The organism is uncultured Novosphingobium sp., assembly GCF_964277725.1.
Lineage (GTDB): Bacteria > Pseudomonadota > Alphaproteobacteria > Sphingomonadales > Sphingomonadaceae > Novosphingobium > Novosphingobium fluoreni.
The window spans coordinates 23,687-46,375 of the sequence record NZ_CAXYKL010000196.1; the positions used below are offsets into that span (position 1 = coordinate 23,687).

At 59.5% G+C, this 22,689-nt stretch carries 19 protein-coding genes and 1 tRNA gene; 3 read left to right on the plus strand and 17 right to left on the minus strand.

What is annotated here, in order from left to right; genetic code table 11:
• From ACHWRX_RS11085 to ACHWRX_RS11095, 3 genes are read left to right on the plus strand one after another with little or no spacing between them, the layout of a single operon-like run.
• Positions 1–1,200: an ImmA/IrrE family metallo-endopeptidase gene (locus ACHWRX_RS11085; protein WP_394659246.1), complete on the plus strand. Its 1,200-nt coding sequence runs from the start codon at positions 1–3 to the stop codon at positions 1,198–1,200.
• A 3-nt stretch (positions 1,201–1,203) separates the two neighbouring features.
• Entirely contained in the window at positions 1,204–1,713 is a 510-nt protein-coding gene (locus ACHWRX_RS11090; RefSeq protein ID WP_394659247.1) for a DUF4411 family protein, read from the plus strand.
• 26 nt (positions 1,714–1,739) lie between these two features.
• Positions 1,740–2,273, plus strand: coding sequence for a hypothetical protein (locus ACHWRX_RS11095; protein ID WP_394659248.1), 534 nt, complete (start codon positions 1,740–1,742; stop codon positions 2,271–2,273).
• Between the two features lie 21 nt (positions 2,274–2,294).
• Here the strand turns inward: ACHWRX_RS11095 and ACHWRX_RS11100 are convergent, their stop codons facing one another.
• The 17 genes from ACHWRX_RS11100 to pabB all read right to left on the minus strand — a co-directional run bounded on the left by ACHWRX_RS11100 (position 2,295) and on the right by pabB (position 22,541).
• Entirely contained in the window at positions 2,295–3,917 is a 1,623-nt protein-coding gene (locus tag ACHWRX_RS11100; RefSeq protein WP_394659249.1) for a DUF6438 domain-containing protein, read from the minus strand.
• 514 nt (positions 3,918–4,431) lie between these two features.
• Positions 4,432–5,802 carry a hypothetical protein gene (locus tag ACHWRX_RS11105; RefSeq protein WP_394659250.1) on the minus strand — a complete coding sequence of 457 codons (1,371 nt, stop codon included), beginning with the start codon at positions 5,800–5,802 and terminating at the stop codon, positions 4,432–4,434.
• Positions 5,802–7,679, minus strand: coding sequence for an ATP-dependent endonuclease (locus ACHWRX_RS11110; protein ID WP_394659251.1), 1,878 nt, complete (start codon positions 7,677–7,679; stop codon positions 5,802–5,804). Before ACHWRX_RS11110 ends, ACHWRX_RS11105 begins: the two co-directional genes overlap by 1 nt.
• Before the next feature lie 6 nt (positions 7,680–7,685).
• On the minus strand, positions 7,686–8,480 hold the full coding sequence (locus tag ACHWRX_RS11115; RefSeq protein ID WP_394659252.1) for a hypothetical protein: 795 nt from the start codon (positions 8,478–8,480) through the stop codon (positions 7,686–7,688).
• Entirely contained in the window at positions 8,480–10,213 is a 1,734-nt protein-coding gene (locus tag ACHWRX_RS11120; RefSeq protein WP_394659253.1) for a restriction endonuclease subunit S, read from the minus strand. Before ACHWRX_RS11120 ends, ACHWRX_RS11115 begins: the two co-directional genes overlap by 1 nt.
• On the minus strand, positions 10,210–11,682 hold the full coding sequence (locus tag ACHWRX_RS11125) for an N-6 DNA methylase (RefSeq protein WP_394659254.1): 1,473 nt from the start codon (positions 11,680–11,682) through the stop codon (positions 10,210–10,212). The genes ACHWRX_RS11120 and ACHWRX_RS11125 overlap by 4 nt, the downstream gene beginning before the upstream one ends.
• Before the next feature lie 10 nt (positions 11,683–11,692).
• Positions 11,693–14,050: an EcoAI/FtnUII family type I restriction enzme subunit R gene (hsdR, locus tag ACHWRX_RS11130; RefSeq protein WP_394659255.1), complete on the minus strand. Its 2,358-nt coding sequence runs from the start codon at positions 14,048–14,050 to the stop codon at positions 11,693–11,695.
• 152 nt (positions 14,051–14,202) lie between these two features.
• Entirely contained in the window at positions 14,203–15,297 is a 1,095-nt protein-coding gene (locus ACHWRX_RS11135) for a tyrosine-type recombinase/integrase (RefSeq protein ID WP_394659256.1), read from the minus strand.
• Positions 15,298–15,300: 3 nt separating this feature from the next.
• The gene (locus ACHWRX_RS11140; protein WP_394659257.1) at positions 15,301–15,780 is read right to left on the minus strand and encodes a helix-turn-helix domain-containing protein; all 480 of its coding nucleotides are present in this window, start codon (positions 15,778–15,780) and stop codon (positions 15,301–15,303) included.
• Positions 15,781–15,786: 6 nt separating this feature from the next.
• Positions 15,787–15,954: a helix-turn-helix domain-containing protein gene (locus tag ACHWRX_RS11145; protein ID WP_394659258.1), complete on the minus strand. Its 168-nt coding sequence runs from the start codon at positions 15,952–15,954 to the stop codon at positions 15,787–15,789.
• Between the two features lie 96 nt (positions 15,955–16,050).
• The gene (locus tag ACHWRX_RS11150) at positions 16,051–16,785 is read right to left on the minus strand and encodes a hypothetical protein (protein WP_394659259.1); all 735 of its coding nucleotides are present in this window, start codon (positions 16,783–16,785) and stop codon (positions 16,051–16,053) included.
• Positions 16,786–16,865: 80 nt separating this feature from the next.
• A complete protein-coding gene (locus tag ACHWRX_RS11155; protein WP_394659260.1) occupies positions 16,866–18,104 on the minus strand; it encodes a tyrosine-type recombinase/integrase in 1,239 nt (412 codons plus the stop codon).
• Positions 18,105–18,317: 213 nt separating this feature from the next.
• Positions 18,318–18,391, minus strand: a tRNA-Gly gene (locus ACHWRX_RS11160).
• A gap of 62 nt (positions 18,392–18,453) precedes the next feature.
• The gene (gene arfB, locus ACHWRX_RS11165) at positions 18,454–18,864 is read right to left on the minus strand and encodes an alternative ribosome rescue aminoacyl-tRNA hydrolase ArfB (protein ID WP_394659261.1); all 411 of its coding nucleotides are present in this window, start codon (positions 18,862–18,864) and stop codon (positions 18,454–18,456) included.
• Positions 18,857–19,540: an RluA family pseudouridine synthase gene (locus ACHWRX_RS11170; RefSeq protein ID WP_394659262.1), complete on the minus strand. Its 684-nt coding sequence runs from the start codon at positions 19,538–19,540 to the stop codon at positions 18,857–18,859. The genes arfB and ACHWRX_RS11170 overlap by 8 nt, the downstream gene beginning before the upstream one ends.
• A complete protein-coding gene (locus ACHWRX_RS11175; protein WP_394659263.1) occupies positions 19,537–20,703 on the minus strand; it encodes a pyridoxal phosphate-dependent aminotransferase in 1,167 nt (388 codons plus the stop codon). Before ACHWRX_RS11175 ends, ACHWRX_RS11170 begins: the two co-directional genes overlap by 4 nt.
• A complete protein-coding gene (pabB, locus tag ACHWRX_RS11180) occupies positions 20,703–22,541 on the minus strand; it encodes an aminodeoxychorismate synthase component I (protein ID WP_394659270.1) in 1,839 nt (612 codons plus the stop codon). The genes ACHWRX_RS11175 and pabB overlap by 1 nt, the downstream gene beginning before the upstream one ends.
• Positions 22,542–22,689 lie beyond the last annotated feature (148 nt).

Consider the following 22,689-nt stretch of genomic DNA (forward strand, 5'->3'; position numbering starts at 1 on the left):
GTGGTAAAGCCTTCCATCTTGCAATGGGCGCGCGAAAGCGCGGGGCTTTCGCTTGAGGAAGCGGCGGCTAAGGCGGGCATAAATGCCGCCCGAGGCGTTTCAGGCGCTGATCGTCTGCTCGCCTTAGAGACTGAGGAAGGCGAGGTTTCGCGGCCGGTTCTGCTGAAGATGGCAAAGATCTATCGTCGCCCGCTTGTCTCGTTCTACCTTGATGAGCCTCCGGCTCGCGGGGACCGGGGCGAGGACTTCCGGACCCTGCCTGACCGCCACACCGGCGGCGAGCCGCTGGTGGATGCGCTGGTGCGCGACATACGTTCCCGGCAGGCCGTGGTGCGTGCCGTGCAGGTGGAAGAGGAGGAGGCCGAGCCCCTCCCGTTTATCGGTTCTATGTCGCGCAATGATGGCGTTGGCCCGGTGCTGGCATCTATCCGCCAAGTGCTTGGCCTCGACCTTGCGGCCTTTCGTGCTCAGGGGTCAGCAGATGCTGGCTTCGCCCTGCTGCGTAGCCGCGTCGAAGCCGCTGGAATCTACGTGCTGCTGATCGGCAATCTCGGAAGCCATCACTCGGCAATCGATGTCGATGCTTTCAGGGGCTTCGCTCTCGCCGATCCAATCGCACCGTTTGTGGTGATCAACGACCAGGACGCCAAGACCGCTTGGTCGTTCACCCTTTTGCATGAGGTCGCTCACCTCTGGATAGGGGCGACCGGCGTGAGCGGAGGGCATTTCGAAGGCGCGGTCGAGCAGTTCTGCAACGATGTCGCGAGCTCATTCCTGCTCCCGCACCGAGAGCTCGATCACCTTCCAATCACCCGCGCAACTGACATGGGGGAAGCAGCACGTTTGGTGACGGAGTTTGCCCAAGAGCGGTTGGTGAGCCGTTCCTTGGTAGCCTACCGTTTGTTCCGCGCGGACAAGATCACCGAGCGCACATGGCGCGCGCTGACCGATACGTTTAGGACGCAATGGCTGCAAAGCCGCGCGGCCCAGCGAGAACGTGCGCGGGGCATGGACGGCGGCCCTAACTACTACATTGTCCGGCGCCACCGCCTCGGCGCAGCATTGCTCAATTTCGTGGCCCGAAACATGAGCGAAGGAGTGCTAACGCCAACCCGCGCGAGCAAGTTGCTGGGTGTCAAACCCCGCAGCGTGCACACGCTGCTGAGCGGCGCTGCTCTTGCCATCGAGCAGGGTGCCTGACGCATGGTGTACCTGCTTGATGCCAACGTGCTCATCACGGCGCAAAATCTCTATTACCCTGTCGATGCCGTGCCGGAGTTCTGGGAATGGCTGGTCCACATGGGCAACGCGGGCGAGATCAAGATGCCGATCGAGACGCTCGAAGAGGTGAAGGACGGCAGCAACGACGCCGAGCGTGACCTGCTGTTCGCGTGGATACAGGACGATGCGCACAGAGCTGCGATCCTTTTTGACGAGGACGTTCAACCCGCATTGGTCCAGCGCGTCACCAACCAGTACGCACCAGACCTCACGGACGATGAACTCGAGGCAATCGGTCGCGATCCGTTTCTGATCGCTCATGCCTTGGCTGACCCTGCCAACCGATGCGTAGTGACGACGGAAGCATCAAAGCGCAGGCAACAGCGGCAGAACCGCCGTATCCCCGATGTCTGCGCGGATGTCGGCGTTCAATGTTGCGACACGTTCACGATGCTTAGAGCGCTGCGATTTAGCACGCGATGGAGAGGGTAAATGCCTCTGGAACGTTACGTGCCGATATGCGGATTGATGACTTGCTCGCGTTGAATGACCCTCGCTGGGCAAACCTTACCCATGCTTACGGCTCCGCAGCGGACATCCCTGCATTGCTCCACTCACTCGCATGCGGAGCAGAGCCAACTACATCCCCCGAGAGCGAGCCTTGGTTCAGCATCTGGTCTAGCCTCTGCCATCAAGGCGACGTCTTCGATGCGTCATACGCTGCCGTCCCGCATATTGTAGCGATCGGGTGCAACGAAGCTTTCCCAATCAGCTTCAACTTTTTTCAGTTTCCTGCCGCAGTCGAGATTGCGCGAGCGACTGGACGTGGACCGGGCGTTCCCGACCACCTTCGAGAAGCGTATTTCGTCGCCATCAAGCAGATCGAGGAATGCATTACCCGACACCTCGTGCACGATTGGGACCAAGACACGTTGCTTTCCGCTCTGGCCGCACTAGCTGTAGCGAAAGGAAACCATAGGGTTGCAGAGGCAATAATGAACCTGGACGAGAATCTGATCCAGCGACTGATCGATCTCGACTTCGAAGATTAGCTCTGGTTGGCGAGTACTTGCCTATTTGATTCGATGCTCATCGAGCCACGCCAACGTTCCCGGCCAGTGGCGTTTGTGCGCCTGCTGACGCAGCGTGCCGTCTCCATCTCTTGCTTTGGGATCGGCACCCGACCGAAGCAATGTAATGACGGCACGATCATCATCCAGAGAGAGCACGACCGTAGTTCCGTCATCGTCTTTGGCGTTTGGATTGGCTCCCGCTTTCAGCAATACCTGAGCCACTGCAGGGTCATTTGAGCCCATTAACGGCGTCCAACCGATGCTATCGCGAGCCTCCAGCGGAACGCCAAGTGAGACCAGTGCAGCAGCCATCTCTACCCGCTTGGCGCTGCCCGCATCGGCACAACGCCCGTAGCTGCTCCGAAGCTCGTGCAGTGCATTTCCGTTTTCTCCAGCCGCTTTCGGACTTGCTCCCGCTTCGACAAGAGCTTTCGCAATCTGGGCGCTGCAACCCATGTCACTCAGGAATGCCGAGTCCAGGCTCTTCTTGGTCATCCGCGCGACTTGTTCCGCGCGCTTCATCTCGTCAAAAAGGGTAACGTTGCCAGTTTCGGCTGCATATTGGGCGATCACTGAGCCGATGGTCGCGGACTCGTTCGACCGCCCAGGAATCCCAACACCGACCGTCATCGACAAATCCAACCCTTCGGCAATTGCTGCTTGGATCAGCTCATTGGCACCAGCCTGCTCTGGCGGCCACCTGTTCAGTTGGATCGCGGACCGGACCAATTCGGCAGCATCTCTTGATCGAAAATTGAATCCTTGGGCCTTGAGCAGCGCAACCGTTTGAGCGTTCCCGCGAACCCACCGATCTGTGCCGGCGACTTCATCCACCGCATCTTCCAGAGCTGTCACGCTGGCCGGCATTCCGACTTCTTTGCCGACGTAATCGACCACGCGCTTTGTCACCTTTCCGACGCGTAGGGTCAAAGCGTAGGTCGGATTGTCAGTCACCCCGGCGACATACTCAGACTTCATTCCCATGAAGTGAGATGACCGGAATCTTTCAATCAAGTCGGCGACGGCTTGGGGGCTAACCTGTGCATCCTGATTACCCGCCCACAGAACGTTTTGTCCGTTGAACATGCGGTGCACCTCTGCAGCGGTGCCAGCAAAACTCATTTCGCGCGTGGAAAAGCGGATCTTCCCATCGCCCTTGATCGTCACCCGATAATCCGGGCAAGTTCCGTAACAAGCACTCCGCTCGAGAGTGATCTCTACGTCTTCCGGCGCAGCGACAGGGAACGGCACCGACGTGTCGGGCGGGATTTCGGGAGGATCGAATTCAATCGTAATTTCTCCCACTGCTTGGATCGGTTTGCCGTCGAACGATTGTGGCCGGAATTTCCACTTCCTCGCCGCAGCCACGGCCGCGCTGGCATCGCCGTCGAACCGGTAATCTGAAACCTTTGCGTCGGTGACGTTTCCGTCGACATCGACGGTCACCAAGACTGAAACCTGGGAAAATCCGGATACCCCGGGGACGCGCACTGACTCGGCTCCGGAGATCCGTTGAGAAGACAACCCATAGACGCCAATTTTCGGAGCTGATTGGGAAGAGGCTGAGCATCCTTGGAACGCAAGAAGCGCGATCAATGCGTATGAAAATCGCTTCATTTTCATGCCAATCGCCCCGTCTCCAACACATTATTGATGGACGGATTGAACGGCTTTCACAAGCTTATCCCAGCAGCGCATATGACGATGGCTATTTGGTCCCCAATTGCGAACAAAAGAGGCCCAACACCTGGCACGAGCTTATTTGGGCTGGCCAAACTCAACCGCTCGAATGCCGCGCTTAGGCGCGGAATTCCAAGGAATTCAGGTCCATGTTTCCATGGACAAGGTGGAGCGACAACGGGTCCAGCGAATGCAGTTTGAAACCGGCTTGACCGGCACACCGTACGCGACAAATCGCCCAGAAAAATCCAGAAAACTGGGGACTTCAGGTAGTGGCAGCTTCTCAGTCAAATCTGACTTGGCCGCCGTATGCTAGTCAGTTTCAACTTGCCGGGTAGCTAAAGTGCGCAAAAGCCGATGTTTTTTGATAGGCACACTACCCATGTGCGTGACGTGATTTTGACTTGTCGGGACCTGGCGCTCAGATGGCGTTCGTCCTCCCAACGATGCAGTAAAGTCAGCCGATCGATTGCCTGAAGCGCCGAATTGAGATCGTTTTGGCATCAATTGTCACAATGAATTGATTTCCTTGTCGCTCCACCTTGACAGCACCGAAGTGCATCTGCCGATGGTGGTTGGCGCAAACGATCATAATGTTGGTGGCAGACAGGGATCCGATTTCCAGTGCCGAGACTGGCGTCACATGATGGGCTTCGACGTAATGTTCGCCATCTGGCTTCAAGAACCCCAACGCCTCCATTCCGAGCGCGTCGCATATCTGGCAGCGGAATCCATTCGCACGCTTTAATCGCGCGCCAATGCTGCCACGTTCGATAGACTTGCTAACCCGCTCACGAACAGATGGTTTCCGATCAAGCAGCTTTAGCTCGATCTCAGCCAAGTCCTCTTCATCGACTTTCCCCGCAGGGTCCACGACATCGGCCTGTGCAGATGGAGCCAGTCCCTCAGCCCATTTGCGGACAGCGGCTTCCCGCTCGGCCAGCTCCTTGCGCCAAGGTATGGCGGCTTGGCCAGGCAACAAACGTGCATTAGCCCTGATCTCGTCAAAGACCGATGGAAACCATTTAGACGTTTGCGCCGCTTGTCGCATCGTCGCCACGGGGAATGACCATTTGCGCCCTTCCTGTGACCACGCGTTGGCAAACTGCTCGACCACGCAAAGGCCGAGCGGGGGCACGCCAGCCTGATAGCAGGCAAAATCAAGCCGTGACTGGATGTTGCCCAGCACCCGGCCATGACGAATAAGATCCTCGAAGCCCAACATCGTGCCAACGTCGGCGTTGGTATAGCCCTTTAGGATGCCGCCATTCCGCTCGGCCTTTTCGGCCAGCCAATCAAGAACCAGCTCAGTGCGTTGTTGGGTCAATGTGCCGGAATCAGCGGGCGGCTTTTCACTGTCATTGGGCAAGCCTAGCGTCCGATGCGCATACCAACGCGCGCGCGCTGAAAACTCCTGAGGATGATCGACAATGATTTGTTCGAACGAAAGCGCACGCATCTCCGCCTGATCAAGCACTTCAAATCCCTGCGTCACCTTGGAGCGGGCGACGGTCACTTCCGCCGAATCGATCAGGCCGCGATTGCGCAAAATCCGGAACGTGTACTCTGCATTTTTTCCATCACGCTTCTGCAGGGCGACATAGCGGCCGATCGCGTTGACGATGCGGTCTTCGGCAGGGGAAAGATCGGCGAGATCGAGGCCGGTCTTATGTTCAACCATGATACGCCCAAATTCGGCATATCTGGCTTCGATTGCCTGATTGATTTCCGGCGTACCCGCACCGCGCTGTGCGATGCGGCGTTCAAGGATGCCTAGGCCTTTGTGGTCTGCAACGCCCGCAATGATAGTGAGCAGGTCGGTCGCCATTAGGCTTGCGCGATCTTTGCTTGGATGAAATCGAAGATCGAGCGGAACGGCTCAAAATGCTGGGCATCTAGGCCCGGAACGACATCCTGTGCAAAATGAACTTTGTCCCCAATGAAGCGACGCCAGCCAGCCGGATGCTCCGGGTCCACGGCGAAATGTGCCTCAAGGCCGGCAACATCATGAAACAACAGCTCGATGGTGAAGCTGGATTGGTCGCCGTATGTCCTCCCCGTATTGGCGTTACAGACCTGATTGCGAACGCTCAGCCCCACAGGAACAGGCAGCATCAACGCGTAGCCAGGACGATTGTCGCGCTTGCAAGCCAAGCCTCTTGCAACATCATTCTCTTCGAGGGTGCCATTGAGGATGTTTGCCTGCTTCACTTTTCCGACCGCAGCCCAATCGCCATAGGCATTGTCAAAATCGAAAAGCGCAAAGAACGTCCGCCCGGGGTTTCCTTGGTAGAGTTCATCCCGCCCCATTTGCTTGCGCAGGTGACCACAGTCAAAACACTGAGCTATCTCAAAAGGCGGGGGCACTCCCGGATACAGTTTCTGCCACGCCGTTTTGATGATCTCAGCGTCTGTGACGCCTTCAGTAAACAAGACCGATCGAGTTGTATTGGCGAGAAACTGCTCAATGTTGAGACTCGCCTCAGTCTCAGAAAACGTGATCAGCCCCGCCGACAGCGAACGGACAATGGTGGATTTGTCCGGCTGGTCGATGGTCACCCCCGCAGCGCCGGAAGAAAACAGGCGAATGCGATTGTCGCATCGCGCGGCCACGGTCGATGCACTGTGGCTGCTCAGCAAGATATGGTTGGTTTGTGCCGCCTCAGCAGAAATGGCGCTGATCTGGTCGAGGAAATCGAATTGCCATTCCGGGTGGAGGAAAGCGTCGGGCTCATCCAGCAGGGTCAGGCAATTGGGGTTCTTGAACAGTTCCGAAACCGCGAAGAGGTAGACGGACTGGAACTGGCCATCGCTGAAGTGGTTCAGGTCCGAAACTTCCAGCCCGTTTAGGGCAACGCGGATGCTGATGTCGTCCAGCATCCCGACTATCCGCAAGGCATCGAAGGAGCGGAAGATTGTCTCTGATGTCAGCTCGCCGTACGCCTCTTGGAACACATCCAGATTGCATTCGAGGGTGTAGCGATCCTTCTCTCGGTCGTATAGCGTGCCGGGGGTAAAAGCACTCGACATGCAGGCAACGAGCTGATCGAGGAAGGTCCGAACCACCCCGGTTGCCCCCCAGAACAGCTGCTTATCTTCGAACGGGTCAAACTCGCCGGTGCCTGCAAATCCAGGCCGCTTGAGTACGATCCGCACGGTCCGGCTATTGTTGAGAATGCCCAGCTTCTGGCACAGATATTGCCGCGCCAGGCTCGCTTCGGGCAGCAGCATCAACACCACGATGAGCAACTTCTTGCAGGCCGGGCCGATGCCGACAAAGCGCGGGATCATAGTGGCGTCCGCGCGGCGCAGGGTGTCGCGGTATCGGTCCTCATACCGCTTAACCAGTGCGGTCACATTGTCGTTTTGGCCGGAATAATACACCAGCACATTGTCCGGCAGCGGGGTGGCGCCAAGGGTGCGGCGGCCAGCATCGTCGTTGATGTTCAGCAGGCCATCACGCCATGCGATGCGTGTTGCCGCCCCGGCAATTTCGAAATTGATTTCATAGTCGAAGCCTGGTCCCGGTTCATCGGCCCTAAATCGGAAAATGTGGTCAAAAATCTCGATCAGGGCTTCGAGGAAGTTGGACTTGCCCGATCCATTCTTGCCCACGAAGATGTCGATGAAGCCGTCACCATCGAAGCCGATCGAGAAATCACGAAGGTTTTTGTACTGGCTTATCCAGACTGAACGCAGACGCATGGCCGCTTACTCGCTGTCCGCTGGCGGCTTCAGAAACATGAGCTGTGCGCCAAGCAGATATTGCGCCAGCACTGAGACCCTTGCAGCGGCTCCATCCAGACCGTCCATCGCCGCCATCACTCTGTTAGGGAGATTCAACTCGCTCTCTCGAAGGGCTCCCAGAAGCACATTCTCTGCCAGAAGCATCGACTTCTCGTTGTCTTCGCGGGAGCGGGGCGCTTCCAGCAGTGCGCCAAGCCATTCTGAACTATCCGCCCACTTGCGTTCGAACCGCTCTCCCTGCTCGGAGAAAAGCACTGCCCAACTCTGGTTTGCATAGAAGCTCACATGGTGCGGCTCGTGCAACGTAGGCAGCACAATCGACGAAGGGCTGAAGATGGCAGACGCCTTGGAAACCATGGTCCGGTTTCTGGTGTGCGTCAGCAGATCCTGAGGGTTCTCGATCTGGCTGGTGGCATAGATGACATGGTTCCCCGCATGCTCTAGCCTTTGCAAAGCCAGATGCTGTGCAAAGTTGTCATTACGGTGAAGGTTCATTCGGAACACAGGCTTGTGCGCGAAGAAGGGCGATGAAAATTCAACTGCCCTCAATGTCTTCATCACCATCGATCGCTTGAGCTGGATAAACAGAGGGATCGACCCGTCCATGGCCACTTCCACGTCGTAGCCGTCAGTCTTTTCAGCGTGCTGGCTGATGAAATCTGGAGCCTTGGGGAAGCGCCCACCGCGCGTGTACTTGGTCTCAAGCTCCCGGAGGAAGCAGTAGCCGAACGACAGTTCGGTAAAGTCGGGCCAAGGCATCAGGCGGCGGCCTGATCGACGATGGCGTCGGCCAGGTGGCGGCGGGTTTCGGCGGCGTCAGAAAGCCGCGCCTTCAGTGCATCGCACAGCGCCATGAGTTCATCAACTTTAGAGACGATTCGGTGTTGTTCGGCTAAAGGTGGGAGTGGGATCGGCAGTTCTCGTAGAATAGACAAATTTAATCCTTTGTACGCAATCCCACGAAGATTTTCTAATATATGATTCCAAAAATACGGCGATAGCATAGCGTAAACGATATAATTATTCGAGATTTTTTCTGAAACCGGTATGACAGCGACCTCGCGCGCAACATTATATCCAGACAATTCGCTTGGAACGGTCGAAACGCCACCAAGTGTTCCGCGTATATTTATTACAATTTCGCCGCCCACGAGCCGGGTCCGAACATACTCCTCTTCAATTTCCGGCGCTACATTTCGGACGCTAGAAAGATCGAGGAAACCCGGTTTAACATCACTGCACCTGAGGGTCGGCACCCCTCCAACCGCAGGCTCAGGCCCCAGCTTTATAACACCGTAAGATATATCTCGACTGGGATCGAGTAATTCCTGCACACTCACCCAAGCCCAGTTCTTCGGACATGAGAAGGCGGGCGATTTGTGCTCCTCAGTGTCCTTGCGCTTGCGCGTCGAGTTACTAATGCGTTTGATCAGATCAGACGCCGCTTCCTCAGCTGGCATCTGTCTTTCCAGCAGTCCCCGAATGGCTAGATCGAGAATCTTTTGTTTGAGAGCTTCGATGCTGGCTTCCGTGGTGAAGAGCGTATCGAAATGCCCTCCCACCCGAGCCCAGTTGGCGGCGAGGTCTGCTGCGTCGGCGCTTTTCACCAGCGTTTCGAGCAGAGTTTCCACCAGCACCTGATGCGCCGCCAGCGCGTCCGCGCTCTCCCGTTCCAGCGCATCGCACAGTGCCATGAGTTCATCGACCTTAGCGACGATGCGGCGTTGTTCCGCTAGGGGCGGTAACGGAAATGGCAGTGCCAAAAACTTTGCGCGCGAAATGCCGCCGATGATGCCCGTCATCTCTTTCGAGAAGCACTCAAAGAAAAAATCTGACAGGTAAGTGCACAGCACATACCGAGGATCGACCTGAGGCCAAGGCTCATTAGCGATTAGTTTGTTGCCGAAAGCGATCGCACGGTCACTAACAGCCATTTTGCGGCCCGCGCTTCCGCCCTCAGCGCAAATGAAAACCGAATTTGGTCTGGCAATGTTGAATCGCTGATCGTCAAAATCGACAATGAGCCCGTTGTCGTAGTCAATCGGTTCGAAGCCGTATCCGACATCCTTGGTCGCTACGAAAGGCCACCCTTCAGAATTGGCCTCTAGTTCAGACCGGACAGCCGCATTAATGCTATTCCCAGTGAATATATTGCCGGTCTGCCAAAGCGGCAGCCAAATCCATCCCGATGGAAGTTCGAAAGGCTCGCCACTAGGTTTTGCGGGGCCCTTCGCGTTCTTGATTTCCTTTGCCTTCAGGCGTCGCTGGCGCTCCTTTTCGATGCTTGGTAGCAATTTGATGGCGGGCTCATCTGCTGGGTCTTGCGGCACAAGCTTTCCGCGCACCGCCAGATCGAGAATCAACGCCCGCAGCCGCTCGATTCCGTAGAGGCTAATTCGCTTGCCACCACCGCGACCGGCCCCGCTTTTCCGCTCGATTGCACCGGTCCAGATGTCGAGATTATCGGCGACCAGCGCCGCAATGTCGCTCACGCCTTGCCCCCCAGCGCGTTAGCCAGAATGCCCTTCAATTGGTCGCGGATCGACTGGATGCCCGCCTGCTGCTGTGCATACCGGGTCAGCAATTCGTCCGGATCATGGCTTTCAGCCTCGGGGGTGTGGGGGTTCTTCAAATCAAGGTTGTAGCCGCGCGCCGCAACATCGGCTGCGCTGATTTTCCAAGCCTGCTCTGTCACTTGGCGTGCGCGAAACCCATCAGACTCGTCGCCCCACCATGCCTGCTCCGCCTCGAACTCCTCAAACCGCATCGGTTTGGTCTTGTTGTAGCTGGTGACCCCTCCCGGATAGGGGTGCTTATAGAACCAAACGTTCTTCGTCGGCGTGCCTTTGGTGAAGAACAGGATATTCGTCTTGATACCGGTATAGGGCGCAAACACGCCATTGGGCAGGCGCACGATGGTGTGCAGATTGCACTCCTCGATCAGGCTCTGTTTCAGGGTAGACTTCACCCCTTCGCCGAAAAGGAAGCCGTCGGGCAGGACCACGGCAGCGCGGCCTCCCGTTTTCAGCATCCGGATGATCAGCGCCATGAACAGGTCCGCCGTTTCGCGCGTGCGCAGATGGGCGGGGAAATTGTTCTCGATCCCGTCTTCCTCCATCCCGCCGAAGGGCGGGTTGGTGGCGATCACTGGCACGCGGTCCTTCTCGGTGTAGTCGGTGTAGGCGCGGGCCAGCGTGTTGCCGTGCTTGATGCCGCTGGGGGTATCAATGCCGTGGAGGATCATGTTGGTGATGCACAACATGTGCGGCAGCGCTTTCTTCTCCACCCCGCGAATGGTGCGGTTAAGCATCTCCTGATCATCGGGCGCGTTGATGGCCTTGCGCTTGTGATCGATCGCGCAGGTCAGGAAGCCGCCGGTGCCGCAGGCTGGATCGAACACAACTTCATCCAGCCGTGGGTTGAGCCGGTCGATGATAAAGCGGGTGAGGGCGCGAGGGGTGTAGAACTCACCGGCATTGCCGGCGCTTTGCAGATCCCGGAGGATTTGCTCATAAATGGCGCCGAAGGTGTGGCGATCCTCGCTATTATTGAAATCGATCTCATTGATTTTGTTGATGACCTGCCGCAGCAGAGTGCCCGACTTCATGTAGTTGTCGGCTTCTTCGAATACGTCCCGTACAACTTGAGCGCGGCGACCAACCGCCCCTTGGGTGGGCAGGTCACCTTTGAGCTTCGGAAACAGTTGCAGGTTCACAAAATCAAGCAACTTCTCGCCCGTATCACCCTGCCGATCTGCCGCCCAGCTGCGCCAGCGCAGGTGTTCCGGAAGGGGGGATTGGAAATCGTCGTCGATCAGCTCAAGCTCAGCCTCGCGGTCGTCGAGGATCTTGAGGAAGAACATCCAAACCAGCTGACGAATGCGCAGTGCGTCGCCGTCCACGCCGACATCCTTGCGCATGATGTCCTGGATGGATTTGATGACACCGGAAACGTTGCTCATTTGCCCAAACTCATTCGTTGCCTGCCTGCTCGTAGATCTCGTCTTCGAGCTCCCTCAGCGCGGCCTCATAGGCAGCTTTGCCGCCGAACGCACCTTTGATGATCTCCATCGGCGTGCCGAGCTGGGTGAACGGTTGGAGGCGGAGAACCTTTGCATCTTCAATGGTTTCGACTCCATCGTCGGCGTATTTCTCTAGCAACGCTTCCAGCACCGCGCGGGCCTTTTCGCCATATTTCGCAAAGTAGCCACGCTTCTTCACCTTCTCCGCCCGCTCGCGCCGGGTGAGCGGCGGCGCTCCGAAAGCCACGTGCACCAGCAGATCGAAATCCCCGAAATCCTTGCCGACTTCCTCGGCCAGGTTTTCCAGAATGACGCCACGCTGTTCCAGCTCATCGATGATGGCCTGTTTGCGTTCGCTGGCGTTCCAGTGCCAGATGAAGTCATCGAGCGAAGTGTATTCGGCGGCGATCTGCTTGCGCGCATAAGCGCGGTAGGATTCGGTCACCAGCTTGCCGTCGCTGCCAATGTATTCGACGCGCTCGTTCATGACGCGGGCAGTTACGCCGCTAACCACGAATTTGCGGGTGCCGGTGGTTTCGTCATCATCGTCGTCATCGCCGCCATCGCCGGTTTCCCGATCATCGTCATCCGGGCCGGGATCGTTGGGATCGTCGTGTCCGTCGAGGATGACGATTGGCGGACCGTCAAAGGCATCGTCGCGGAACAGCTCGGTCGCCTTCTTGAAATCCATAATGGTGAAGAAGAACTTGTTGTTGTCTTCATCGATCCGCGTGCCGCGCCCGATGATCTGCTTGAACATGGTCATCGAGTTGATCGTGCGGTCGATGACGATGAGCTTACAGGTCTTGGCATCGACGCCGGTCGTCAGAAGCTGAGATGTGGTGGCAATGACCGGGTACTGCTCTTCCGGATCGATGAACCGGTCGAGCTCGGCCTTGCCCTCGACGCTGTCCCCAGTGATGCGCATGACATACTTGCTGTTGTCCTTCGCGAGCTTTCCCGCCGCATTGACGATGGCTTTGCGCATCCGTTCAGCGTGGTCGATGTCTTCACAGAAGATAATGGTCTTCGACATCGGATCGGTCGCCCGAAGGAATTTCATGACCTGTTCGGCAACCAGCTTGGTACGCTGGTTGAGCACGAGCGTGCGGTCCATATCGCGCTGATTGTATTCGCGGTCTTCCAGCGGCGAGCCGAGGTCGTCGATCATCCCGGGCTGCGGCGTCCAGCCCTCGACATCGCGGTCAATGTCGATCCGGATCACCTTGTACGGCGCAAGGAAGCCGTCCTCGATGCCTTGCTTCAAGGTGTAGGTGTAAACAGCGTCGCCGAAATAGGTGATGTTCGAGACGTACTCGGTCTCCTTAGGAGTTGCCGTCATGCCGATTTGCACTGCGCCGCTGAAATACTCCAGAATCTCGCGCCAGGCAGAGTCGTCCGCGGCGCTGCCCCTGTGGCATTCATCGATGACGATCAGGTCGAAGAAATCCCGGGACACGGTCTTGAAGATCTTGTCCGCCTCATCCGTCCCGGTGATGGCCTGATACAAGCCCAGGTGGATTTCGTAGGCTGGGTCGATCTTGCGGTTCTTGATCTTCGTCATCGCCGGGCCGAACGGCTTGAAATCGTTGACCAGCGTCTGATCGACCAGAATGTTGCGATCAGCCAGAAACAGGATGCGCTTGGCCGTCCCGGCCTTCCACAATCTCCAGATGATCTGGAACGTGGTGTAGGTCTTTCCGGTCCCGGTTGCCATGACGAGGAGGACGCGCTTCTGCCCCCGCGCCACGGCTTCGACGGTGCGGTTGATGGCATCCAGCTGATAATATCGAGGTTCTTTGCCCGAGGCATCCACGTGATAGGGCTGCTGAACCAGTGGCTCGACGTCATCCGCGATCTTGTGAAACCGGCGATATCGGTCCCACAGTATCTCAGGCCCGGGGAACACATCCATTCCGAACTCGGTTTCAGCGGACTCCCCGTCCGGTGCGGCGCGATTATGCTCGGCAAATCCGTCGCCGTTTGAACTGAAGGCGCTGGGAACGTCGATAATGTCAGCATAGCCCATTGCTTGCTGAAGCCCGCTGCTGACCGTGTGCTTGTTGTCCTTCGCCTCCACGACCGCCAGCGGCAAACCCGGCTTGAGCGAAAGAACGTAGTCCGCGAACTTGCGCTTCTTCTTGTTCCGGGATGACAGATTACCGCGCACGACAACCGGGCCGGGAGCGAGAGTCACTTCCCGGCGTATCTGCTGCATCTGATCCCAACCCGCCTGCTTGATCGCAGGCGTGATGAACAGGTCGCAGATATCAATCTCGCTGCATTTTTTCTTTTCGGCCTCGTCCACCCCGTCCGCCCCGTCTTGGGATCAATGCTAGCTCTTAATCTGAAAGGCAAAACCTGATCATCGTCACGCTAGCAAATGGTGCCCTAAAGTCATCCAGATTTCGCCATCTGGTGCTGGCGCGCAAACTGCCTGCGTGCCCAATGGCGGTCCTGTTAGCGGGCCTTGCCCCGAATTTTCCCAATCAGCGCGCGAATGTCCGGATCATCCAGGGGGTCGGCAATTGCCTGCGAGCCTCCTGAACGGATCAATTCCGTCTGCCGGTGCAGCGGCACGGTCCCGTAACTGGTGAAGGTGGTCAGCACGTCGGAATGCCCCAGGTTCTGGCTCCACGCCTTCATTTCTTCGGGGGACAGGTCCAGCGTCATGGCATGGCGCACCAGCATGTCGCGGAAGCTGTGCGGATTAAAATAGGGCAGACCCGCACCTTCGAATGCCCGGCGGAATACTTCGCGGATCGGGCTGCTTGATGCCCAGCCATGCCGCGCAAGCCCTTGCGGCTGGAATCCGCCAGTTTCGCCCAGGCCCATTGCGGTGGCCGGAAACAGCGGATCGTCTGGTCCTGACAGGTGCACGTCGCGCAGTTCAGCCACCCATTCCGCCAAGATATCCAGCGCGCCATCGCAAACCGGCATGAACACGGTGCGGAAGGTCTTGGAAAACTTGGTCGCCACGGTGCGGGCATCCTGTTCGACAAAGCCGCCGTCCACATTGACATGCCCCAGTCGGAAGGTGGCCAGCGCCATGACGCGCGCGCCGGTGATCGCCGCAAAGGCCACCAGCGCCCGGTCGCGCCGTTCCAGCGCGGTGGCGGCCGGCATTGCGGACAAGGCGCGGGCCACCTGTTCCAGTGTCGGGACGGGCTTGTCACGCCGGGCACGGGCGATGGCGGCATCCTTTTCGCTCAGATTGAAATAGTCGGCATCCGCATATTCGATATGCGAACGGAAACCGGGTTCGCGCGCCAGCCATTCGAAAAAGGCTTTCAGATCGCGCAAGGTCGATTGCACGGTTGCCTTGCTGAGCCGTTCGCCGGAACGTTCGCCCAAGGCTTCACCCAGCCGCCGCTTGAAGGCCACCGCCTGTTCGCGGTGAAACCGCTTGAAGTCCTTGTGGCCGGCGCCCGTTTCAAATCGCGCGAGCGACTTGGCCACTCGATCAATCGTTGCCGGATCACGCCCCTTGGCTTCAGCCAGAAAGCGGAAGTAATTCCGCTTCACCCGTTCGTTCGATGCGTTGTGTTTTGCCATGGTCTAGCCACGCCTCTTGAAGTCACAATTCAGGGAAGGGGCCGTCTGCCCACTTAGGCGTGGCAGGCCTTGCGTAAACTGGACGGTACAGCCGGGCATGAGCTTGACAATACCGGCTTCCCGGACCCGACGGTGCATGATGGTTTCACAGCATTCGCACAGAGCGCGAAGGTTGCCGCTGCCGGGTCGCATCGGCACGAAATCGACCATGCCCAACGCCGGGGCGCGGGGCGAACGGGAGCGGAAGCAATAGAGCGTTCCGGGCGGACAAGGCTGCTTGCGGCTGGCATTCCGGTTGCCCAGAAAGCCGCGCACGGCGGCCCCGTGAAACAGGACCGGGCGGCCCTTGTCGATTGGTTCCAGCCCCTTGGCCTGCCAGTGCCGCACGGTGTTCTTATGCACGCCAAGACAGCGCGCCAGTTCCTCGACACTGTAGCTCCGGTGCAGCTTTACCCGGTTAGGATTGACCCGGCGGGCGGGCATTACGGCTTAGTCCTGCCCGTCCACTAGGCGGCGGATTGAATCCGCTTTGATGAGCGTGCGCGTACCCAGCTTGAAGGATTCCAGCCGCCCGGCGGCAATCATGGCGTAGATGGACGTGCGCCCCATGCTGAGCAGTCGGGCGGTTTCATTGATCGAATAGGCCAGCTTGTTCATGCGAAACACTCCGATGACACTGGCGGGTGCCAGCGTGCACGGACGTGGATCGACAATTTCAACGCATGGGTCGGCCTGAAATGGCCGGAAATGCCATCAACGAATTTTCGGCGTTTCAATCATTTGAATTATCTTGGCGGCGCGTTGCCGCACTTGGCTTGGCGACGGTGCTTCCTGCACCTGCTGCACGAACCAATCAGAAATCAGTGCTTCAATTCGCGCTTGCGCCCCGGGGCCGGTGGGCAAGCCGTCTGGGTGCTGTGCCTGGGAAATCACCGAGGCCATTGCGCCTTCCCAATCCCACTTTCGGGGACGGCCGACAGGCTTGCGACGGTCATGCTGTGCCGCCGTAAACCCAATGGTCTGGCCCAGCTCCATCGACGGCAACAGCATTTCTATCTTGTCGAACTCGAAACTCAGGCCCTCGATATGAGCTTCAAAATCAGGGCGCTCCAATTCAGTGTCGAGAAACTCGGAGTTGCTGAAAAACATCTCGTTCAATTCGCCAACGCCGGGGATCGAGTCTGCTTTCAGCACGCCATCCTCCCAATCGATTTCTGAAGCGTAAAGGAAGAATCCAATATCAAGCAGCTTGGGCTCTTCGTTTTCGTTCCAAGCGTATGGTTCTTCGTCGAACCGACTGAAAGGCTCTTTCCCAATCAATTTTACCGCAAGTTCATCGCGGTATTCTTTACGAATAGCGGCGTCCATCTCAGGACCAGAAAGCTCACCAACTTTGTCTAGCAGGCGCGATGTGAAATCGGCGACGTCACCGTAAGCCTGCACCTTCCCTTTTCGCGAATATACATCAAGCCCTTCATCGAAGGCCATCCATCTCAACATCCTCTGAACCCAAGGCCGGGGAGCCGCTTGCGAAAGGAAGGCTACGGCCTCACGCGATGAAATAAGCTTCATGTGCGCGGATTAGCACGGCGCGGCAACTCAACGATAGTTGCGCCTTTCCGAAGCTGATCCAGATAGTCCGACCACCACTGCGCCATTTCCACCCGTTCTTTCCAATGCGCGCCCCGGTGATAGGCCGCGCGCACCTTGTCGGTATCGCCGTGGGCAAGTGCCCGTTCGATTGCGTCCGGGTTCCACTTTCCGCTTTCGTTCAACAGGGTGGAAGCCATCGCCCGGAAGCCATGCGCTGTCATTTCATCGGTCGCGTACCCCAGCCGCCGCAGTCCGGCGTTGATTGTGTTTTCGCTCATGGGGCGGGTGCGGGTGCGCACGGAAGGGAAGACGTAGCCAGACGGGCCGGTGATCGCCTCCACTTCGTGGAACAAAGCCATCACTTGGCGTGAAAGGGGGACGTGGTGCGTCTTGCGGGACTTCATCTTGCCTGCCGGTATGATCCAGAGCGCGCCGTCCAGATCGATTTCGCTCCATTCGGCATGGCGCAGTTCACCGGGGCGGACAAACACATGAGGCGCAATCTGCAAGGCGAGCTTGGTAATCCCGCTGCCCTCGTAATCATCGATGGCGCGCAGCAGTTCGCCCGCCTTCTTTGCGTCGGTGATTGCACCGTAGTGGGTGACGGTCGGCGCAGTCAGTGCACCGCGCAAGTCGCGGGTAGGGTCTGACACCAGCCGCGCCGTTGCCACGGCATAGCGAAACACGGCCCCGGCCAGTTGCAGGCTGCGCCGGGCGCTTTCCAGCTTCCCCTTGCCTTCGATCCGGCGAATGGCCGTCAAAACGTCCGCCGGTTGAATCTCGCCAATGGGCAGTTTGCCGATGGACCCGCAGACAAGAGACAGCAGATACTCGCTGCGCGTGGCGGTCGCAGGTGCCCAACCTTTGGTGCCGTCGCGCCGCCGCTTCTCGCAATATTCACCGCAGATCGCCTTGAACGTATCCGCCGCCTGAATGCGGGCGCGCAACTTCTCGCGCTGCTTTTCCCGGGACGGGTCTTTGCCGAGCGCGATCAGTTCCCGCGCTTCCTCGCGCCGCCTGCGAGCTTCACCAAGTCCGATTTCAGGATAGGCCCCGATGGCCAGCAGCTTCTCGCGCCCATCGACGCGATACTTGAGCCGCCAGAGCTTTCCCCCGGCTGGCGTGATCAGCAGGAACATGCCGCCGCCGTCTGTCAGCTTGATCGCCTTTGTGCCGGGCTTTGCATTGCGGATGGCTACATCGGTCAAAGCCACGGGATTGCCTGCCTTTCAGGGGGCCATACCCCCCAATATACCCCCAAGCATGGGGGTATCGACTTGGCCGTTTTGCGTATACCCCCCAATCATACCCCCAGCGACTGGTGGCTGAATGCAAACGCGGGCGAACGCTTGCGGCTTGATAGCCGCTAAATACCTTGGTTTTTGGGGGTTTGTCTAGACGCCTGCGAACATCGGCGGACAGGAAAATGGAGCGGGTGAAGGGAATCGAACCCTCGTCACTTGCTTGGGAAGCAAAAGCTCTACCATTGAGCTACACCCGCGTTCGGTCGCTTCACTGGCATTGGGCGGGGGGAAGGTCAACGGGGAAACGTTGCACGGCGGTTCAGTCGAAGGAGACTTTGCCGCGCCCGGCTTTGACGGAGCCGCGCAGTTTTTTGCCCTTGATGCGCTGTTCCTTGCCGACGCGGTTCAGGCGGCTCTTGGCACGCTGCGCGGGCAGCTGCTGCGCCTCCTTCAGCAACTCGGCCAAGCGCTCTCGGGCATCGGCGCGGTTAGCTTCCTGCGTGCGAAAGCGGCGAGCGGCGATCACCAATTCGCCCCGTGCAGTCATCCGGCTGCCTGCCAGCTCTTTCAGTCTTGCAAAGATGGGCGGCGACAGGCGCAGGGCGTAGATATCCAGGCGCAACTGCACGGCGGTGGCCACCTTGTTGACGTTCTGGCCGCCCGGCCCCGACGCTGCTATGAAGCTTTCGGTCGCCAGCGACTGGGCGCGCTCGATCAGTTCGTCAGCCATCGTCGTTTTGCTGCGCTGCATCGGGTGCAGCAAAACCGAGCGCAGCGAAATCCTCGGGGAAGGGGGCCTGCGCAACGATCGGGGGCTTGCCGTCGCGGGGGACTGTGAGGGCGGCGGCATGCAGCATGGTGCGCGCGGCGTTGTTGCCTTCGCCGTAGACGGGGTCGCCCAGCAGTGCCGCGCCAAGGCCACTGGCGGCGTGGACGCGGATCTGGTGCGTGCGGCCGGTTTCGGGGCGGAATTCGACCAAGGTGCGGCCCTCATGCTCGGCCAGCCTGCTCCAGTGCGTGATGGCGGGCTTTCCCTTGCGCGCCGGGATCATGCGCCAGCCATCCTTCATGGTGCTGACCTTGGACAGTGCCAATTCGATCGTGCCCGCGTCTTGCGCAATCACGCCATCGACGATGCCAAGATAAACCTTCTCCACCGTTCGCGCTTCGAACGCGGCGGCAAAGCGCTTGAGCGCCTTGGGATTGCGCGCCAGCAGGAGGCAACCGGATGTATCACGGTCCAGGCGATGAACCGGCGCGGGATCACGCTGGAAGTTGAGGCGCAAGTGCTCCAGCTGATCGTCCAGGCTGGGGCCACCGGTGCGGGGGGCGTCGAGCGGCAAGCCCGCTGGCTTATCGATGACAAGCGCCTCGCCATCTTCGAAAAGGATCGCCGGCACGCTCATACCACCGCCTCCGCGATGCGGCGCACGGCTTCGTCCAGCTTCGCCTCATCGGCGGCAAAGCTGATGCGAAAGCCCTCCCTGCCACCGAATGCGGAGGCAGGGACCACCGCAACGCCGTGGTCCAGCAGGTGCAGCACGAGTGCAGCATCGTCACCGAAGCGATCCATCAGCGGTGCAGCATCGACCATGCAGTAGAAAGCGCCTTGCGGAACCGGTGTGGAGAGGCCGGGGATGGCGTTGATCGCGCTGACCACCTTGTCGCGGCGGGTGCGAAAGCGTTCGCGCCAGTCGGCCAGGAATTCCTGCGGGCCTTCGAACGCGGCGACGGCCGCGGCTTGGCTGATCGAGCAGGGATTGCCGGAGGAGTGGGATTGCAGCTTCTCCATCGCGCGGATCAGCCATTCGGGGCCGGCAGCCACGCCAATGCGAAATCCGGTCATCGCATGGCTCTTGGAAACGCCCGAGATCGTGAGGATGCGATCCGCCAGATCGGGGAATTGCGTGGCTAGCGTGACATGCGGTTTCCCGGTGTAGTTAAGCGGTGCGTAGATGTCGTCAGACAGCACCATCACGCGCGGATGACGGCGCAGCACGTCACCAATGCTGCGCAGCATTTCAGGCGGGTACCATGCCCCGGTGGGGTTGCCGGGGCTGTTCAACAGCAGCCACTGCGTGCGCGGACCAATCTGTGCTTCCAAATCCGCGCCGGTGAACAGGTAGTCGCGGCCGGGTGACGTGATCAGCGGCACCACCTTGCCCCCGGCGAAGCGCACGATCTCAGGATAACTGACCCACCAGGGCGCGGGCACGATCGCTTCCTCGCCTTCGCTGATCGTCGCCAGCAGCGCGTGAAAGATCGCTTGTTTGCCTCCGGCGCTGACGGTGATCTGCGAGGTCGGTACCTCGATACCCAGATCGCGCGCGAAGTGGAGGGCGGCGGCCTGCTTCAGGCGAGTGGTGCCACCCACTGCGGTGTAGCGCGTCTCCCCGGCATCCAAAGCGGCCTTGGCGGCGGCGATGACATGCGGCGGGGTGGCGAAGTCCGGCTCACCCACAGAGAGCGAAATGATGTCCACCCCCTGTTCGCGTAGCCGGGTGGCCCGGTCTGTCATGGCGGTGGTTTGCGAAGGCGCGATGCGCTGAAGAGCTAGGGAGGTTTGCATCAGGTAAGCAGCCGGGCAGGCATCAGGCCACGCAGGGCGTTGCCGATCAGGAAGCCGGAGGCCAGATCATCCAGGGTCAGCGCGGCTTCGACGGCGCGGCCTTCGTCCAGCAAGGACCGGCGTAGCACGCCCGGCAGCAGGCCGAGCGACGTCGGCGGAGTGAGGAGGCCGCCGTCACGTTCGACGAAAATGTTGGTGAAGCAGCCCTCGGTGACGTGGCCGTCATCGCGCAGGAACAGCGCTTCGTGGGCGCCCGCATCTTTCGCAACGGTGAGGCCCGCCTCGTAAAAGCGACGGTCGCTGGTCTTGTGGCGCAACCGCCAATCGCCCTCATCCACGGGCAGAGGCAGTACCGCGCAGATCGCGGGTTGCGGCAGGAGAGGCGGGATATCGGACAATTCCAGAGCGAATGCCCCGCTGCGCGAAGCGACGATGCGCAGAACCGATGGTTTGTCGGCATCGAAGCACAAGGCTTGGATGGCATTGCGCAGGGCATGGCGGTCAAACGAGAAGTCCAGCGTTTCCGCACTACCGCGAAGCCGTTCCAGATGCAGTTCCAGCAGCGGAATGCCGTTCTCCGGTGTGAAGCGCATGGTTTCGATCAGATCGAAACGAGCGACTTGTCCGGTTGCTGGCCCTGCCGTGGGGCTCCTTCCCGATTGTCGCACGAAGCCCCCTTTGACCAGGCACTCCCGCCATTCGGGAAGCGCTTGCGAATCCGCGACGATTGCGGAGCCGACGCCCAGAACCGCTCGGCCGCCGGGTTGGTTGCCCCCCGTGCCGTCCGTTTCCAGGCGAAGGGTGCGGATTGCCACATTGAACGCCGCATCGCCAGAGGGATCGATCCGGCCGATACTGCCACAATAGAGCTGCCGGGGATCATGCTCGACCTCGGCGATCAGTTCCATCGCCCGGATCTTGGGCGCGCCCGTGATCGAACCGCAGGGGAACAGTGCCCTAAGCAGATCGAATGCATTCCGATCAGGCGGCAGTTCGCCGCAGACGGTGGAAACCATCTGATGCACCGTGGGATAGCTTTCGATGGCGAACGGCTGTTCCACACGAACCGAGCCGGGGCGCGCCACGCGGGAAAGATCGTTGCGCATCAGGTCGACGATCATCAGGTTTTCGGCGCGATCCTTGGACGAAGCCGCCAGATCGGCGCGCAAGGCTTCGTCCTCCGCCGTATCCCCGCCGCGCGGCCGCGTGCCTTTCATCGGGCGCACTCGGACTGCTTTGCCCGCCAGGCTGAACAGCAGTTCGGGCGAGAAGCTGAGCCACCAATCCGCGCCGTCATGCACGATGCCCCCGTGCCCCGCCGCCGCGTTGGGCCGCAGCGCGGTGTAAAGCGCCAGCGGGTCTCCGGCCCATGGCCCGGCCAGCGGAAACGTCAGGTTGGCCTGATAGATGTCCCCCTCGGTGATCGCCTGCTGCAATCGCGCGAAAGACTGTTGATAGGCCCCCGGCGAGACTTGCGGTTCCAATGGGCCGATGCTGGCGGGAAGACCCTTGTGCCGGCGCTCAAGCCATGCGGGCATGTCCGCTGCGGCGATGGAAGTGTAGCCCGCGAACGCGCCAAACCACAGCAGCGGCGCCTGGCCCGATCGCGCGGGCAGGAGCGGCGCGAGGCGAGGTTCCAGCGCCAAGCCGGCTTCGTATGTCAATATTCCGGCCAGGTGATGACCTTGGCCGGAAAGCGCTTCCAGCCGGGCGAGCGCGGGCAACACGTCGGCAGGGCGCATCGCGGTCACGACGGCCACCGGATCACGATAGAGCCGGGCGGCGGCGGCTCCTTCGTGGCGCGCATCGTCGAGCAGCACGAATGGCGCGGCGGCCAGCGGGCGGTCCGCGTCAGGGTAGCCCAGAGCGGGTTGGTCTGGATCAAGGGCATCGGCGGTCGGCACGGCAGGTGCCTTAGCGGGCGCGGCGCGCCGTGGCAAAATCCCTCTCGCACAGGGCGCGAGTGCGGCTTATCGTTGCTCGCTG